The 16,741-nt window shown below is 56.5% G+C and carries 15 protein-coding genes and 1 pseudogene; 7 read left to right on the top strand and 9 right to left on the bottom strand.

Annotation, left to right across the window (positions count from 1 at the left end):
- Positions 1-34: 34 nt before the first annotated feature.
- Entirely contained in the window at positions 35-1,561 is a 1,527-nt protein-coding gene (locus BEN49_RS01820) for a carboxylesterase/lipase family protein (RefSeq protein ID WP_070739942.1), read from the top strand.
- 42 nt (positions 1,562-1,603) lie between these two features.
- Complete coding sequence (locus BEN49_RS01815) at positions 1,604-3,088, top strand: glycoside hydrolase family 30 protein (RefSeq protein WP_070739940.1); 1,485 nt, start codon at positions 1,604-1,606, stop codon at positions 3,086-3,088.
- A gap of 323 nt (positions 3,089-3,411) precedes the next feature.
- Here the strand turns inward: BEN49_RS01815 and BEN49_RS01810 are convergent, their stop codons facing one another.
- The 9 genes from BEN49_RS01810 to BEN49_RS01780 form a co-directional block, all read right to left on the bottom strand.
- The gene (locus tag BEN49_RS01810; RefSeq protein ID WP_158022714.1) at positions 3,412-4,950 is read right to left on the bottom strand and encodes a right-handed parallel beta-helix repeat-containing protein; all 1,539 of its coding nucleotides are present in this window, start codon (positions 4,948-4,950) and stop codon (positions 3,412-3,414) included.
- Positions 4,951-5,131: 181 nt separating this feature from the next.
- The gene (locus BEN49_RS01805; protein ID WP_070739933.1) at positions 5,132-6,631 is read right to left on the bottom strand and encodes a lipopolysaccharide biosynthesis protein; all 1,500 of its coding nucleotides are present in this window, start codon (positions 6,629-6,631) and stop codon (positions 5,132-5,134) included.
- Positions 6,632-6,721: 90 nt separating this feature from the next.
- A complete protein-coding gene (locus BEN49_RS01800; protein WP_070739931.1) occupies positions 6,722-7,237 on the bottom strand; it encodes a glycosyltransferase in 516 nt (171 codons plus the stop codon).
- Complete coding sequence (locus BEN49_RS25205; protein ID WP_083325675.1) at positions 7,234-7,677, bottom strand: glycosyltransferase family 28 protein; 444 nt, start codon at positions 7,675-7,677, stop codon at positions 7,234-7,236. Before BEN49_RS25205 ends, BEN49_RS01800 begins: the two co-directional genes overlap by 4 nt.
- A gap of 10 nt (positions 7,678-7,687) precedes the next feature.
- Complete coding sequence (locus BEN49_RS25200) at positions 7,688-8,695, bottom strand: glycosyltransferase family 4 protein (RefSeq protein WP_125916413.1); 1,008 nt, start codon at positions 8,693-8,695, stop codon at positions 7,688-7,690.
- Between the two features lie 32 nt (positions 8,696-8,727).
- Positions 8,728-9,882 (bottom strand): glycosyltransferase family 4 protein, encoded by a 1,155-nt coding sequence (locus BEN49_RS01795; RefSeq protein ID WP_070739928.1) that lies wholly within the window; start codon positions 9,880-9,882, stop codon positions 8,728-8,730.
- Entirely contained in the window at positions 9,879-11,243 is a 1,365-nt protein-coding gene (locus BEN49_RS01790; protein WP_070739926.1) for an O-antigen ligase family protein, read from the bottom strand. Before BEN49_RS01790 ends, BEN49_RS01795 begins: the two co-directional genes overlap by 4 nt.
- A 96-nt stretch (positions 11,244-11,339) precedes the next feature.
- Positions 11,340-13,646: a polysaccharide biosynthesis tyrosine autokinase gene (locus tag BEN49_RS01785; protein WP_083325672.1), complete on the bottom strand. Its 2,307-nt coding sequence runs from the start codon at positions 13,644-13,646 to the stop codon at positions 11,340-11,342.
- Between the two features lie 6 nt (positions 13,647-13,652).
- Positions 13,653-14,294, bottom strand: coding sequence for a polysaccharide biosynthesis/export family protein (locus tag BEN49_RS01780; RefSeq protein ID WP_204376029.1), 642 nt, complete (start codon positions 14,292-14,294; stop codon positions 13,653-13,655).
- Between the two features lie 902 nt (positions 14,295-15,196).
- Between BEN49_RS01780 and BEN49_RS01775 the strand changes: the two genes are divergently transcribed.
- The 5 genes and pseudogenes from BEN49_RS01775 to BEN49_RS01765 all read left to right on the top strand — a co-directional run bounded on the left by BEN49_RS01775 (position 15,197) and on the right by BEN49_RS01765 (position 16,654).
- Entirely contained in the window at positions 15,197-15,421 is a 225-nt protein-coding gene (locus BEN49_RS01775) for a hypothetical protein (protein ID WP_070739917.1), read from the top strand.
- Between the two features lie 84 nt (positions 15,422-15,505).
- Positions 15,506-15,643: pseudogene (locus BEN49_RS30720) on the top strand (esterase); the annotation flags it as partial.
- Positions 15,644-15,705: 62 nt separating this feature from the next.
- Entirely contained in the window at positions 15,706-15,909 is a 204-nt protein-coding gene (locus BEN49_RS29125; RefSeq protein WP_070739915.1) for a hypothetical protein, read from the top strand.
- Between the two features lie 33 nt (positions 15,910-15,942).
- Complete coding sequence (locus BEN49_RS29120) at positions 15,943-16,089, top strand: hypothetical protein (RefSeq protein ID WP_239691771.1); 147 nt, start codon at positions 15,943-15,945, stop codon at positions 16,087-16,089.
- Positions 16,090-16,381: 292 nt separating this feature from the next.
- A complete protein-coding gene (locus BEN49_RS01765; RefSeq protein ID WP_125916411.1) occupies positions 16,382-16,654 on the top strand; it encodes a hypothetical protein in 273 nt (90 codons plus the stop codon).
- Positions 16,655-16,741 lie beyond the last annotated feature (87 nt).

The raw sequence follows: 16,741 nt of genomic DNA, 5'->3' as shown, positions 1-16,741 counted from the left end.
CGTTTTCTTTGCGCTCCAACCAATTGTTTCTCTTATGCTTCGCTGGTTAAAACCCTACGCCTTGGCGGCCGCCTGCTGGCCGCTGCTTGCCCCGCTCACTGCCCAGGCCCAGCCCGCGGCGGCGGGCCCCGGGCCCGTGTGCCAAACCCGCGCCGGCCGCCTGCAAGGCACCCGCGCGGCCGACGGCCTGGTGGTATTCAAGGGCGTGGCCTACGCGGCGGCGCCGGTGGACGCGGGGCGGTTTTTGCCGCCCCGGCCGCTGGCGCCGTGGACGGATGTGCGGCCCGCCACGGCCTTTGGGCCCCGGGCCCCGCAGGGCGGTACGGCGGGGCCCCAGGGCGAAGACAATTGCCTGACCCTAAACGTGTGGACACCCTCGGTGCGGGCCCGGCGGGCCAAGCCGGTGGTGGTGTGGGTGCACGGCGGCGCCTTCACGGGCGGCGCGGGGAGTGATTTCGACGGCGGCAATTTCGCCCGGCACGACAGCATTGTGGCGGTCAGCATCAACTACCGCCTTGGCAGCCTGGGCTTCTTGCAGCTGAGCCAGTTGCTGGGGCCCGCCTACCGGCAATCGGGCAACGCTGGCGTGCTCGACGCGGTAGCGGCCCTGCGCTGGGTACACGACAACATTGCGGCCTTCGGCGGCGATGCCGGCCGCGTGACGGTGATGGGCGAATCGGCGGGGGCCAAGCTGGTGGGCGGCGTTATGGCCACGCCCGCCGCCCGGGGGCTGTTCCAGCAAGTGGTTTTGGAAAGCGGCGGCGTGCAGGCCGTGCGCGATACCGCCACGGCCGCCGCCGTGGCCCTGCGCCTGCTGGGGGCCCTGGGCCTGCGCCCCGACCAGGCCGCCCAGCTCCTGACCCTGCCCACGGCCGACATCATCCGGGCCCAGGAGAAAATTGCGGCGGGCCCCGCGGGCTTGCAATTGTTTGGCCCCGTGCGCGATGGCGTTACCATTCCCGAGGCACCGCTGGCCTACCTGGCCCGGCCCGGCCACGCGCCGCTGCGGGCCCTGGTGGGCACCAACCGCGACGAAGCGGCCCTGTTCATGGGCTTCTGGCCGGAATTTCAACGGCCGAACGCGGAGGTGCTGACCACGCTGTTCGGCGCCAACGGCGGCCAGGTGTGGCAGGCCTACGAGCGCCGCCGCGCCACCGCGCCCACCGACCAGACTTGGCTGCGTAACAACACCGATTACCTCTACCGCCTGGCCTCGTACCGGCTGGCGGGGGCCCTGGCCGGCGCTGGCCAGCCCACCTGGCTTTACCGCTTCGATTACCAAACGCCTGGGGGCCCAGGCCCGGCGCACGCCCAGGAGCTGGGCTACGCCTGGAACGCGCTGGGCCCCGTGGCCCGCCAAAGCGCTCCTGCCCGCGCCCTGGCCACCCAAATGCACCAGCGCTGGGTGGCCTTCATCGCCACCGGCACGCCGGGGACTGCCTGGCCCGCCTACCGCCCCGCCCAGCGCCAGGCCATGGTGTTCGACTCGGTGAGCCGCGCCCGGCCGCTGCCCGCTCCTTACGAGGACGCGGCCTTTCCCACCCAGGCCTTTCGGCTCTGATATTCTACTGTTTCTTCTTCCTACTGCGTTCTGTTTGCGTTCATGACCAATTCTTTATCTAAGCTGCTCCCCGCGCTGCTACTGGCGGCGCTGGGCACGGCCGACGCTGCGGCCCAATCGGCGCCGAAAGTTGGGGCCGCTGCTCCGTACTCGGCCGCGGGCCGCCAAGCCCGCGCCTTCACCACTGCCCAGGGCACCGATTTGCGCCTCACGGCCGCCGCGGCGCCGCTGGCGTTTCAGCCCGCCGGGCAGCCGCTCGAAACCCAGGTGTGCGTGTTCGTGGACCCCAACCACAGCTTCCAAACGCTGCTCGGCATCGGCGGGGCCCTCACCGATGCCTCGGCCGAAACCTTCTTCAAACTGCCCAAGCCCCAGCAGCAGGAGTTCATGAAGGCCTACTACAGCCCCACCGACGGCATCGGCTACACGCTGGCGCGCACCCACATTGGTAGTTGCGACTTTTCGAGCGGCAGCTACACCTACGTGGCCGACAACGACGAGGCACTGAAGACCTTCAGCGTGAAGCACGACGAGCAGTTCCGCATCCCGTTCATCAAGCAGGCCCAAGCCGCGGCCGGCGGCAAGCTGACGATGTTCGTGAGCCCCTGGACGCCGCCGGCTTTCATGAAAACCAACCACGACCTGCTGCACGGCGGCAAGCTGCTGCCGCAGTTCCGCCAGGCCTGGGCCAACCACTACGTCAAGTTCATCAAAGAGTATGAGCGCCAGGGGATTCCGGTGTGGGGCCTCTCGGTGCAAAACGAGGAAATGGCCACCCAAACCTGGGAGTCGTGCCTGTACACGGCCGAGGAGGAGCGCGACTTCATCAAGAACTTCCTGGGGCCCACGCTGGCCAAGGGCGGCCTGGGCAGCAAAAAGCTTATCGCCTGGGACCACAACCGCGACCTGCTGTTTCAACGCGCGAGTACGGTGCTGGATGACCCCGAAGCGGCCAAGTACGTATGGGGCATCGGCTACCACTGGTACGAAACCTGGACCACCAGCGCCATGCTCTTCGACAACGAGCGCCGGGTAAAGGAGGCCTTCCCGAACACCAACCTGATCTTCACCGAAGGCTGCGTGGAAAAATTCAGCTTCGACCACGTGAACGACTGGGCCCTGGGCGAACGCTACGGCGCCTCGATGATCGGCGACTTCAACGCCGGCACCGTGGGCTGGACGGACTGGAACGTGCTGCTCGACGAAACCGGGGGGCCCAACCACGTGGGTAACTTCTGCTTCGCCCCGGTCATTGCCGACACCAAGGCCGGCAAGCTCATCTACACCAACGCCTACTACTACATCGGCCACTTCTCGAAGTTCGTGCGGCCCGGCGCCAAGCGCGTCACCAGTTCCTCAAACCGCGACTGGCTGCAAACCACCGCCTTCCGCAACCCCGATAGCAAGCTGGCCGTGGTGGTGATGAACAGCAGCGACAAAAAGCAGGACTTCCAGCTCTGGCTCAACGGCCAGGCCGCCCCCACCACCAGCCTGCCCCACTCCATGATGACGTTCGTGGTGGACTGATTAGTAGTGCATAAGTAAATGTACAGTGTCTATGAGCGTACCTTTTGCCTGTGCACTTGGCCCCGCTTACCTTAACTGGCACCGCTTCAAGCACTACTGGGTGCGCCCCGAAGACTACCAAATCGACGACGGCTGAGCCTCGAGCACGTGTTGCAACGGGTCGGTTCTGACTGTACAGTTACTTTTGCCTGGCTACTTAACACGTGAAACAGCCACCCGGTAGCAGGTAATTACCACTACTGTGGTTAAGCGTCGGAATGTTTGGACCTCCGTTGCTAAGTGACCCGATATATAAGTGAAGGCCAAGTTTTAGATGTGCCTTCTTATTGCTTCACCTGTCGGTTATCCCGTAACGTTGCGTAGCCTGGCTGCACGGGGCATTCCATAACTATTCCGCGGGCCATGTTCGCCGCTGTGTTGTACTCTATAGTGGGTGCACGTTCACTATGGTTATAGCCAACAAGTTCGACGGCGTAGCTTGTCGGATTACTGGGCCCCTGCTTGGTGCCACGCACAGTATTATGTGCGATAAGCACACTATCGCAGTCGCCACTAACCTGGATGCCGACCGCTGGTGCCAATGCGGTGCCGATACCAGTAAGGCTGTTGTACGATACAGTGGCAGAACTATGAATTAGCTGAATACCTGCCAGTTGCCCCCCCACAATAATATTGCGGAGCGCCGTGGCACGGGTATAGTTGTTGAAGACAATACCGCTGCCAGGCATTTGCGAGCGGATGGTATTGCCCTCGACGCGCACATTGGCCAAGCCGGTGGTAACGCGGGCATCGGCTACGAGGATGGCGTGCGGAGTGAGGTAGGCTACCCCAGCCACGTCTTCGTAGTCATTCGCGAACGTGTTGTGGGCGATGGTCACGTCGGTGTGGCCGTAGCAATCTAGCTGCCCCTGGTAAATAGTGTTGTCGTGCACCTCGTGCCCGCTACTGCGGCCGTCGGCTACGCCCTGCGGATAGCCAGCGTAGAAGTAACCCATCGTCACGGCCCGGCGGTAGTGCACCCGCCTGGGGCCCCGCTCAATGGGGCCGAGCCCCTGGCGGAAATCAAACACATTTTGGTACACCGCCACCCGGCGTACCGTCTCATTGGCGCTGTGGCGTTCGATGTCGACGCCGCCCACGAGGTAGCCCGCCCCGGACACCCGGTTGCGGTAAAAGGCGGCATCTTCGGTGCAGCAGAACATGCAGCCCTCGCGGTAGATGTCGTAAAACTCGTTGTCGTGCACCCGCACGTGGCGCGTAATGCGGGCGTCCCGCGTCAGCTCGTCGGTATCGCCAAATAGCAAGCCATCGCCCCGGAAGCTCATAAATTTGCAGTTGCGCACCTCGATGTGATGCCCGTTGTTGATGCTCAGCGCGTGGCAAAACTCGTAGCTCGCGTCGAACTGCTGCTGACCCAGGCTCCCATCAAAGGTCAGCCCCTCAATGCACACGTTGCTGACCTCGGGCTCGTGCTGCCAATCCTGGTAAAAAAGCGCCGCGGGGTTGCGCGGCCCCGCCGCCAGCTTGAGCACGCAGCTGGTGCGGCCGGCGCCGCGCAGGCTCACGCCATTGGCCAGCTTAATGGTGCCCGGCCCGCCGTGGACAGCCTGCACCAAGTAGCGGCCACTCGGAAAATAAACGGTGTGGAGGCCCTGGGCCCGCGCATAGGCAATGGCCCGCTGAATAGCCGGGCTATTGTCGTGTCGGCCATCGCCCACCGCCCCAAACTTCAGCACATTGACAACCCGCGCAGCAGCCGGCGCCTGGCTGGCTGGCGCCGACGCTTTTTGGGGTGGCGCAGGCTGCTGGGCGGGGGCTACCCTTGGGCAGCCCAGCCAGGCCAGCAGGGCAAGGGCAAGCAAGCAGTTCGACATAGAGCGGTTTCCAGGTTGGTGTATTGCTTGGCCGTGGTCTCCGGTCCGCCGGCGCTAGCCGGCCGACCGGTTGTCGTGAAGCGACGGGGGCTGAGCAGCGTCAACCGGTCAGCCGGCTAGCGCCGGCGGACCAGACAGCAACCCATAAATGCCTCTAAGACCACGCCAGTTAGGGAGTTTCGCCAATGGCGGGGCTGGCGCCAGTACCCACCGGCACTAGCTGCACTGCGGCTTCTGCTTTGGGGTCAAGCTGCCGGCGATACTTTAGCAGCCAGAGCAGGCACACGCCCCAGCCCACGCTAAAAACCAACGGGCCCGGCGCCACAGTGCTCAGGCCAATGAAGGCGCCTACCGCCAGGCTGGTGATAGCATAAAAGCCCAGCACGTGCCCAATGGAGGTGATTTTTCGGCGCACGAGCAGGACATCCTGCAATAGCCGGAACACCAGAAACGACGCGAATATGGAGTAGTTGACGATGGCCAGCGATTGCACGTAGTACAGGCCCACCAGGCAGGTGAGTACATTCACGAGCAGGGCCCCGATGTTGAGCCACATATCCTGCTTCTCCAGCTTCAGCGCCACCAACACGTTGGCTTGCAGCAGCACGGTTGGAAACACCAGAATGGTCAGAAACATCTGCTTGGTGTAGCCGCCGGCCAGCGCGTACTTGGCCCCGAAGGCCAGCGGCAGCAGCCCATCTACGAAGGTGTACACGAAGGTGTAGGCCAACAGGCCAAAGAGCAAGTAGTACAGGTGCGCTTGCCGGTAAAAAGCCCGGAACTGCTCCGGCCCCTCATTTGTCAGCAGCTTGACCAGCAGCGGGAAAACCGTGGTGGAGATAATGATTGGCAGAATCTGTGCGATGGAGAACAGCTTAAACGATATTTCGTAGGTGGCAACGTCGGCCGCTGTCAGCGCCTTAGCAATAATGATGGCCGCAATGCGCCAGTTGATAATCGAGACGCCGCCGATGATGATAAACGGCCAGTTGGCCAGCAGTAGCGCGCTCACATCGCGCCGGTTGATGCGGCTTTGCCAAAGCGAGGTCAGGTTTACCTGATTGGCCGACCCATACCGCAAAAACAGGTTGAGCGTGATAAAGCGCACCCCAATCAGAATGACCGAAAACGTGACCACTGAGAGCGGGTACACGAACAACAGGCAGGCCACTAGAAGCCGCAAAAAAGCCTCCAGGGTGAGAATAAGGAAGGTTTTTTTCTGCTCGAAGTCCGCTACGTTCAGGCTGCGGATGGCATTGATAATGTTATCAAATATGATGTTGACCCCAAACACGATAATCAGCAGCCGCACGAAGCCATCGCTGTAAAACAGGTAAGCCAGCAGCAGATTGCCGAGGTAAAAGGCAACCCCGAAGTAGACCTGCATCTTCAGGAAGCGATTGATGAAGCCGCTGCGGTCGGAGGCCTGCACCACCTCCCGGATAAACCACTGCCCCAGCCCCATGCCCGAGAAAGCTGCCACCAGCTGATACACCGAAGAAGCGACGATGTAATTGGCGAAGGTGACCGTGGAATACTGCCGCGCAATAATGACAAAGAACAGGCTGGTAAAGAGCGTCTGAAAACCCTGCGAAACAATGCCCCAGCTACTATTCTTGAAGAGATTATTAGTAAATAACGATAGAATTTTAGATGGAATTATTTTCATCTCACAACAATAACTTATAAGAAAAAAATGTGTATTAGAAAGCTAATAAGTGCAAGTATATAAAGTATTAATCATTGCATGATATAGCGCTTATTTATTCGGATTAACTCTAGGCGTTTCAAAATTTGCAATAAATTGCTTTAAAGAATTGATTAGTTCTACGGAGGCATAATGACCCATCTTATGCAGAACTTTAGCGCTCTCTGTATCAAGAATTTTATTTAACATAGCTGACATCTCCTGTTCGTCCTGCGCCACATGGACGTATTTCAATGTTTGAAATCTGGTGGCAGTCATAAGTTGATGATCATTTCTATGCTCCCCAAACTCGGCTTTGCGAGGCATTATAAGTAACGGCTTATGTTTTGCGAGAGCCGAAATAATAGTACCGATTCCTGCATGGCTGACAATTAATTCCGCGCTATCAAAAAGGGTATCGAATTCCTTAGGCTCTAAAAAGTCCACTGTTTTCAGATTAATTGGCTTGTATTCGCTCATAAGCGTTTGAGCTACAAACTCCTTGGCAGGGTATATACCTGCTATTTTATCAATCGTCTCCAACAGCCTGTCGAACGGGGCTTGAGTACCTACTGTAATAAATATCATGAAAGTATATTTCCGGCGTAAGTGACTCTCTTAGACGCTAGTTCAGGCCATTGGGTGTACATCTTATGAGCTACCACCCTGGCTATTCTTCCACTCATGGACAATTCTTCTGTTTGGGCAATCGAGTCTAGCCAGACAGTAGGTATTCCTAATAGCCTACCCGAAAAAATTGCCATTAGGCCAGGCGCTGCGCCCGTACTGATAATAATAGCCGGCTTTATTAGCCTTACGAGCTTATAAATCATCAAGAAGCTTCTTATTAAATCAGCTTTATTCCACCTGCTGGAATCGGGAATACAAAAGAATTCATTCTCCGCAACCGTTTTTCGAAAAGATTCTCTGGTACAAACGTAAACAATCTCTTGATTTTCGAAGGCTGGACTTATTCTCATTAATTCTATCCAGTGTCCTCCGGCGGATGCAATGGCAAGGATTTTCATGTGGGCGGGATTAGGTTAAATTATGAATGAGGTCAACGTACTTCGTAATCATTTTTCTTCTGGTAAATCTTGCCTCATAATGCTGCCTACTATTGCAAGCATATAAGTGATATTGTTCTTCAGAAAAGTTAACAAGATTATTGAGTTGAGAGATAAGAGTATCAGGAATCTCTGAAAGTTCGAATCCATTAAAACCAGGAATACCTATTTCCAGGTTGCCACCCACATCATTCACCAGCAAGGGTTTACTGTGCATCGTGCCTTCAATAAGCGATAAAGGCAAGCCTTCTTGCGCTGAGTAAAGCATTAGGTAGTCATAATTGGGAATGATGCTATTCATGTCTTCAACAAAACCTAAAGCCACGAAATTTTGACTTTTTTCACAAGCTCTAACAAGCTCATCATGCTCCTCACCAATTCCTGCAAAATGAATTTCTATTTGTGGTAGCAAGCCACCTGCTAAAGCGCGCACTACATGTAATTGCCTTTTGACTTTATTTACCCTGGCAGAATATAATATCCTGATTTTAGCAGGCGTGTATTGATGAACTATCTTGCTAGGTAAACAACTAGTATCTTCTAGCCCATTATATATCAATTTTATATTTTTATTATCAATTCGAAAATAATTTATCATGTTTTGAGTTACTTTATTAGATATGGATATTATTGTTTTTGGGAAAAAAGTAAAATACCGAAGCGAATCATACACATTATGGGAAATATAAATTACAGTTGTATTCAAAAACAAAAACCTTTTTAATAAAACGATAAATGGTATAATATTCCGAGCATGAACTATAATTATCTTATTTCTTAATAAAAATGGATTGGTAAATTTTACGTACTCGTTTGCGGTTATTCCTAATTTGGGATGTAAATCCGCAAAATTTTGAAAGCCGGTGATTTTAGCAGGAAAGATTTCTTTTAATCCATTGTGCACGTCTACAAGAACCTTTTCAGCACCACCATAGATTGTGAGGTTTGTTATAATGGAGAGTATCGTTTTATCTTTCATATAGAAGGAAATAACTTTCGGAAGCAAAAACACTAAGCTGGCTTCGTCTCTTGTTTCTGAATCGGTGAAAAAGAGAGCATATCATATGCTTGCTGAAGCTGATTCTTCAGTGCCGATACACCGTAAAATTCAGTGTAGTTTTCGTAACCCCTAGACATAACCTTACTCAAATCTTCTGTCTGAATATGCACTAATTTTTGACCTAAGGCGTCACTATCAGTGCTATCAAACAAGAATCCGGTGACGCCTTCCTCTACTAATTCTTGCAAGAATGGAATATTTGAAACGACAGCGGGAACCTGAAAGTAAAATGCCAACGAAAGCACGCCAGATTGAGTAGCAGAGGTATAAGGAAACACAATGCAATGAGCTTTAGAAAACAACTGTTTTATCTCATTATCGTTAATGTATCTGTTAATGAAAATTATGTTTTGCTCTTGTTCAAGCTGTCGGTCAAAATAAATGTGTCCGCTGCCCGCGATTACTAACGGTTGCTGTTGAAGCGAATTAGTCTTGAGGTAGGCATCGTATAAAACCTCCAGCCCTTTGTATTTCTCAATTCGCCCAAAAAACAGCGTGTAATTTGGAACATCTACTAATTCCGGTACTACCGCCGTGCCTTCGGTAATGCTATTAGTAACGAGAGTAGGAAATGCGTGGGAAAAAATCCGTTTTTCGGGGAAATGCTTTACCATCCATTCGTACTGCGTTTTGCTGCACGTAATTAGATTGGTAGCGTGCGCCAGTAAGTAGTCGACGCGCTTCTTAACTAGAAAATGCCGCATGGCCCAGGCCAACGCGTGGCGGTGCTGCGCCGGGTGGGGAAATAGGTCGTGTACGGTGTAGAGCACCGGCGCCAGCTTTTCGAGCCGACCTAGGTAGTAAGCCAGCGAGGTATCCTCGGTGAGGAGGTGAATGAGGTCGATGCCCTGTGTGCGGCAGGTGTGCTCAATGGCCCGCAGCAATTGAGCGGGGTAGAGCTTGGCCAGCAAGCCGGTCAGTTTATTGGCCGGAAAATCTATAAAGACGCAGTGAGACGGCGGCAGCTGAATGGTCTGGCGGTAGTCGCACTGCGGCGTGCACACAAACACGCCGTAGGTAGTGGCGGCGGGCATCGCATTCACGATGGACGTGGCGAAGGGCAGCATCCCCGCATAAAATTCCGAGCACACGTAGAGTACTTTCATAGCGTGCTGGTAGCCAAGGTGGACAGTGAGTCGGTAACCAGTGCCGGCGGGCCTACCGATGCTAGCCGCGCCAGCGCCTGGGGCGCTAGGCTGTACTTATAGGCGAAAAAGGTTAGGAGCAGAAAAAGGGGAAATATGGAGTGCGACAGCGGCGACCAATCGGTGATGCCGTAAAACGTGAAGCAGAGCACCACGCCAATGTGGGTTAGCGAAAACACGACGTTGTTGCCGGCCGCCACGTTGGCCTTGGCCCGATAGATAGAATGGCCCAGGAACAGCAGCCACAGCCCGGCGCCCACCAGGCCTGCCTCAGCCAGCACCACGATGTGGATGTCGTGAATGGGATTGGTGGTCAGAAAGTCGTTGTGGATGAGGCGGCTCAGGGCCGCATCGTGTGCCACGTATTCGAGGTGGGTGTTGAGGCCGACGCCTAGCAGCGGGGCGCGCTGAAAGATGCTCAGGCCGATAAGCCAATGGTCGAGGCGGGCCTGAAACATCTCCTGCGCATCGCTGGCGAGGAAATTGCTGCTGAGCGGCGACAGAAATACCAGCCAGCCTACCACCAGCGTAGTGGGCAGCACTACCCGCAGCAGGGTTTTTAGCGACAGGAGCGGCTTGTGGGCGTTGTGGTAGATATAGTAGATGGCGACCAGCACCAGCACCACCGTGAGGTAAGACGTGCGGGAATACGTCAGCACAATGGTCATCGCATTGAGCAGCAGCAGCCCTAGGCTCAGCTTGCGGTGCTGCCCGGTGAGGTAGCAAGCCAGAAAAAACCCGGAAGCCATCATGGTGAAAAGCGCCAGGTTGCCGGGATGCACAAACACGCCCACCGCGCCGGGCCGTGAGCCGTTGCGGGTTGACCACTCGGCGCCCCCCACCTGAAACAAGGTCGTCACGCTCGTGAGGCCGAGCAAGGGAAAGCACACGGCTAGGATGGCTTGTAAGCCGCACAGTACCACAAAGCTTTCGTAAAAGCCCGCCAGAATCTCGGTGGGGTTGAGGTTGGCGGCTACCAGCCGGGCAAAGACTACGCACGTAATAAAGAGCCAGGCAAACGCCCCGGTAGCCCACAGGGCGTAGTTATTGGGGTTGCAAAACGACACCAGCAGCAGCAGCAGCACGGCAGTTACCCACCGCTCCTCCCGAGCTAGGTAAAAAATCCGGGTATTCTGCTCACGGGCCAGCATGAGGAGGCTCGCCAGCAGCGGGATGGTAAAAAAAAGTTTGGCCGTGAACGTCCCCGCAATGGTCTGGTAGGTCGGCGTCAGCAGCGGAATAGCAATCTGAAAGGGAATAGTAGTGAGCACAAAGCTCAACAGCAGGTGGCGGGTGCGCTGGCGCCGGGCACGCAGAAACACATACCTTCCTATATAAAAAGATACTAATACAAAAAAGATGAGTACTTTCTGATTCATAGCGCTTCCTTACTTAGGAATGTTGCTCAGTGCCTGGGGCTAGGCCGGGCGTAAGTACTGATTATCGTACTGATACCCGTAGCCAAACTTCTGGCTGTCAATGCCATTGAAAATGAGCCGCAGCTTTGGCAGCTGCTCCTGTTGGCGCAGCTCTTCAATGAAGCCCAACTCTTCCTGGTTCGTCACGCCCTGCCGCACCACGTACAGCGTGCAGTCGCTGGCCTGCGCTAGCAGCAGCGCGTCGGCCACCAGGTGCAAGGGGGGGCTGTCGAGCACAATGTGGCGGTACGCGCCGCGCAGCTCCGCCAGCAGCTTGGCAAGCTGGGGGCCCTCCAGCAGGTCAGGGGTGGCGAGCTGGGTGCCACTCCCGATAAAGCTGAGGTTGGGTGAAATAGCCGTGGGCTGCACGGTGGCGGGCCAGTCAGCTTGCCCAGCCAGAAAGTCGCTGGCCCCCAAATGGCTGCCGGACAAGCCCAGGCGGTGCGAAAGCTTGGGGCGGCGCAGGTCCAAATCGACCAGCACGGTGGCGTGGCCTGCCTGGGCAAATGAAGCCGCCAGGTGCGCGCTCAAAAAGCTCTTGCCCTCGCCGCTGACGCTGGACGTGACCAGCACCACCTGGCTCGCCGCTGGCCCTGAGGGCGGCGCGAGCATTAAACGTGTGCGCAGGCCGCGCAGCTGCTCGGCTAGCACGGAGGGCGCTTGGAGCGCGCCTAGGCCAACTTGGTCGCGCTCGTCGAGGGCTAACTCGGCCAAGACGGGCACGCGGGTAGCCGCCTCAATTTCGGCGCGGGTTGTCAGCCTGGTACTCAGGCCCGCCTGCGCTTGCAGCAAGCCCGCGGGCACTACCAGGCCCAATACCAGCGCCACTAGGTAGCTGAGCCAGCGGCTAGCCAACCGCGAAGGCAGCACGTAGGCACTGTCGATGGTGCGGGAATTGGTGAGGGTAGCGGCGTAACTCAGGGCGGCCTCCTCGCGTTTTTGCAGCAGGTAGTTGTAGAGGTTTTCCTTGATGGTAAGCTGCCGCTTGCGGTTGACGAGCTGCTGCTCCTGGCCGGGCATGCTTTTGATGGAAGACTTGAAGCCCGAGTTGAAAGACCGCAGCTCGCGGATGGTCGTCAATAGCGACGCCTTGATGTTCTGCACGCTGGTGCGAATGGCGAGTTGCGTGGTCTGTATCTCTGAGTCCAGCGGCTTGAACAGCGGGTTGCCGGCCGGGGTGGTGGTGAGGAGTGTTTCGCGTTGCAACTGCAAGCTGGTCAGCCGCCCGACCAAGTTGTTTAGCGCTTCATCGGTGATACCTAGGGTGGTGGGCACGGTAGCTGCGGGCTGCGGGTTGCGCAGGTAGCGCTCGATGCTTTCGACCACTGCCAGCTGCACCTGGGCCGTATTCAGGCGGGTGTCGTTGGCCTGTGTGTTTTCCAGCACTATTTGCGACTGCGAGGCCACATCCGCTAAGCCCTGCTGGCTGCGGTAGCCCGTCACGGCCGATTCGGCTTGGTTCAACTCGCCGCGCAGCGACCCCAACCGCGAGTCGATAAACTGCAATGCATTGGCCGTAAGCTTGTTTTTTTCCGTTGCCGACGCATTGTTGTAGGCTGCTATCAGTTGGTTTAGCACATCGATGCCGCGCTGGGGCACCTGGTCTTTGATTTGCAAGCGAATGGCGGGCGCCACCTTGTTTATCAGCTCTATGTCCAGCAGTTTCTGGTAGGCCTGCACCACTGCCTCGGGGCTGCTGGTGCGGATGCGCACTTCCCCTCCCTCGAAGCCTCGCAGACTAGCGGTGGCATTGAGCTGCCAGGTACCTAAGCTATCCGAAATGGGTCGGCCAAAGGCGTGCCGGGTCAGGGTGCCGTCGGCCGCCCGCACCGCAAACGATGCCGTGTCCTGTAGCACTATATTCAGCACGTGCTGCCCGCGCAGGGTGTGCAGAAAGGTGAGCTGCACGGGGCTTTTCCCGTACAAATCTTGGGCGCTGAAACGGCCCGGCCGCTGGTACACCGTGCTCAGACCGAGGGTTTGCACCACCTGCTGCATCAGCCGCCGCGAACGCAGAATTTCCATCTCACTTTCCAGCACGTTGTTGCCATTCGCAAAGTCAAGCTCTTGAAGCGCTGACCTTTCGCCGGGCTGCTTATTGCCCTCTTCCACCAGTATGCTGGCTTGCACCTCGTAGGTGGGTTGCGCCAGTTGGTTGTAGGCGTAGGCCGCCAGCAGCGCCAGTGCTACGCCCACCACAAACCAAGGCCAGTGGTGCCGGTAGCGCGCTAGTATTCCGCGCACGTTGAGCGGGGGCGGGGCAGTAGGCGTGTAAAAAGTAGAGAGCCGACCAGTAGAAATTTCCATAGTGACTTACCGGTAGACGGTGGCAAAAACGATGGCAATAATGGATAGCGCCGAGAGCACTAGCGATAAGTTGCGGTAGCCCCGGTCTACCGGCGCATATTTCGCTTTATCGGGCTGCACGTACAGCACGTCGTTGTTCTTCAAATAATAGTAGGGCGACGTAAACAATACCTTCGAAGTCAAGTCGATAGAAATGTACTGCCGCTGCCCATTCTGCTCCCGAATCAGGAGCACGTTCGTGCGTTGGGCCGTGATGGTGAGGTCGCCGGCCAGGCTGAGCGCCTGCAACAGGGTGATGCGCTCATTATTTACCACGTACACGTCAGGCTTCGCCACGTCGCCCAGCACCGATATTCGAAAATTCAGTAGCCGAATATTAACGACCGGTTCCCTTAAATAAGCCAGCAGTTGCTGGCGAAGCCGGGTGCGAATTTGAGCGGGCTCCAACCCGGCTACTGTCATTGCCCCCACCAGCGGCAGCTGAATAGTGCCTTGCTGGTCAACAAGATATCCGTACACTGGATTGCCCGGTGAGTTGTCGTAGTTATTGCCGTTGACGCGGCTGAGGTTATAATTAAAAACAGCGGAAGCCTCTGGGTTTAAGCTGCTGACATTGATTCCCAGAATATCACCGCTCTGAATGAGCACAGATGATTGGTTATCAATTGCTTCGGAAGTAGTAGTGGTTCGGTCGATATTTTGAAAGTATGGGACTTTGCGATAGCTGCTGCAAGAAAATGTGCAAACTATTATAATAAAAATTATGCTATTAGCTACTAGTTGTCTCATTGCAGAAATAAAGGGGCCTGTAATAGGAGGAAAAAGAGGTGTGTGGAGTAAGCTAAGCCTACTTTATAAATAGCGGTAAGAGTAGCGCGGTTTCGGGGTTGCACCGTTCGAATGCTGTAGGGAGCGGAGCCTGCCCCGCCAGTCGTGGCCTGCAACCGGGGAACGGGCGCGAACGTCCGGGCAAGGGTAAGCCCCGCCTACTACAGCTATTAATTCCGAAAATGCGCTAAGTTGTAGCTATATAATAAATAGTCAGCTAGAATAGTCGAGTAATAATAATACGGCTTTTATATGTAACCAAAATAATTGAGCCAATACTTTAATTGTTTATATAATAGACTTTATAACTTATAACTGTACTGCTTATAAATTGTTTTCAAAATATCAAGGATATATTTTAAGTACGCTAAACTGCATACAAATGGATTTCACTTGCTCCTTAAAACTCGCGCCCGCCGGGAAAGCCATTATGGGTTCTGCTGTTTGTGTCTTGTTTAGCATGTAGTTTTTGCAGTCGCTGTCATGCGGAAATCCTGGCCTATCCATACTCGCCGCTGGGTGTGCTGGCCCTCAGCGCTTACCACCAGCTTGCCCCGATCCACGATGACGTTCGTGGTGGACCAAAGCTGCCTTTAATAGTTTTGTAGCGGCCACAATGCTGCCCAGCTACCCCGTTGCTCCATGCCAATGTGTTTCGGCGACCGTTCCCTACCTGTGTTGACAATGCATTCTGTGTTGACGCGTATTAAGCGCTTTGGCCGGTGTGGCTGGCTGGCGGTACTACTGATGGGGTGCAGTTTAGGGGCCCGGGCGTAGGCACCGGCGGCGGGTCGGGGGTGGTCACGTACCTCGACTCGAAGCTGCTGCGCGGCAACCCCGGCGGTGAAAACCCGCTCCGCCGCATGAGCGTGTGCTTGCCGCCGGGCTACGACGAGCGCGCCGCGCGGCGCTACCCGGTACTGTACTATTTGCACGGCTTCGCCTAGAACGACAGCCTGTTGTTCCACGCCGATGGCCTGGGCACGCTGCTCGACCAGGCCATTGCCGCCGGGCAAATTCGCCCGCTCATCGTGGTGGCGCCCAACGAGCAAACCTTGTTTCAGGGCAGCTTCTACGCCAACTCGGCCACCAACGGGCCCTGGGCCGACTTCACGGCCCGCGAGCTGGTGGCCTTTGTGGACCAGCACTTCTGCACCTTGGCCCGGCCCGCGAGCCGGGGCCTGGCCGGCCACTCCATGGGCGGCAACGGTACGCTGCGGCTGGCCATATTGTGGGCCAGGCCCGCGCGTTTTCGCCCACGCCCGGCCGAGGCACGTTTGGGGCGGCGCTGCCGTGGGCGGCCGGGGCCGACAGCCTGGCCCACCGCGACGTGGTGCTGGCCCAGTGGATCGCCGCCTCGCCCTACGAACTGGTGCCGAAGCACTTGGCCGGTTTGCGCCAGCTCCGGGGCGTGGCCTTCGACTGGGGTGAGTAGGACCAGTTCCAGCACATTCCGGTGGCGTGCCGCATGCTCAGCGCTCAGCTCGCGGCCTACGGGGTGCCGCACTCGGCCGAGCCCTACGCGGGCAACCACAGCAACCACGTGATGGGCCGCGACGGCCGCTTCTACCAAAAGCTGCTGCCCTTCTTCAGCCAGCGGCTGCAGTTCGAGTAGGGCCCCGGCGTAGTCAAAACAGAAACCCTTTCGCTGCCTAAAGCAAGGCCAGTTAGGCGGAGTTTGTCAGCGGGTAAGTGCTCAAAGCGGAGGCTTTAACCCAAAAATAGGTGGCTATGAGCAATAAATTTTGCTGCAATAATTGTGCCTCTGAGGACCAAAAGGAGGGAAAAAGGTGAATAGTTGTGAAATATTAGTGAATAAAGGCAATACTTTTTTAACCTATTCCGTTAAAGGCATCTCAACCCCGCGTTTCAGTGGCGCGGGTTCGTTCACCAAATTCTTCATTCCCTTGAAAAAGCAACTCATTCTCCTCGCCCTGTTGTGCGTCGCCGGTGGCTATTCGGCCAGCGCCCAGACCACGACCACCACGACCCAGCAAACGACCGCACCCGCTACGCCCGCTGCTCCGGCCATGACGCCCGCTCCGGATATGACCCCCGCGCCGGCCACGACGACGACCACGGTAGAGTCGACCACGACGGACCCCAACACGGTAGTAGTGCCCAAGGATGCTAAGGTAAAAGGCAAGCGCAACAAAATGAAAGTGAAGCCGAAAGACTAATTTTTAGTCGATTTTAAGCTTCCATTTAAAAGCCCTGTCGCAGTACTGTCGAACGGGCGTTTTGCCGCTGGGGGCCTTGGCGGCCGG

Origin of the sequence: Hymenobacter coccineus (genome assembly GCF_001816125.1) — a bacterium.
Taxonomy (GTDB): domain Bacteria; phylum Bacteroidota; class Bacteroidia; order Cytophagales; family Hymenobacteraceae; genus Hymenobacter; species Hymenobacter coccineus.
This window is presented reverse-complemented; position numbering and strand designations above follow the sequence as displayed.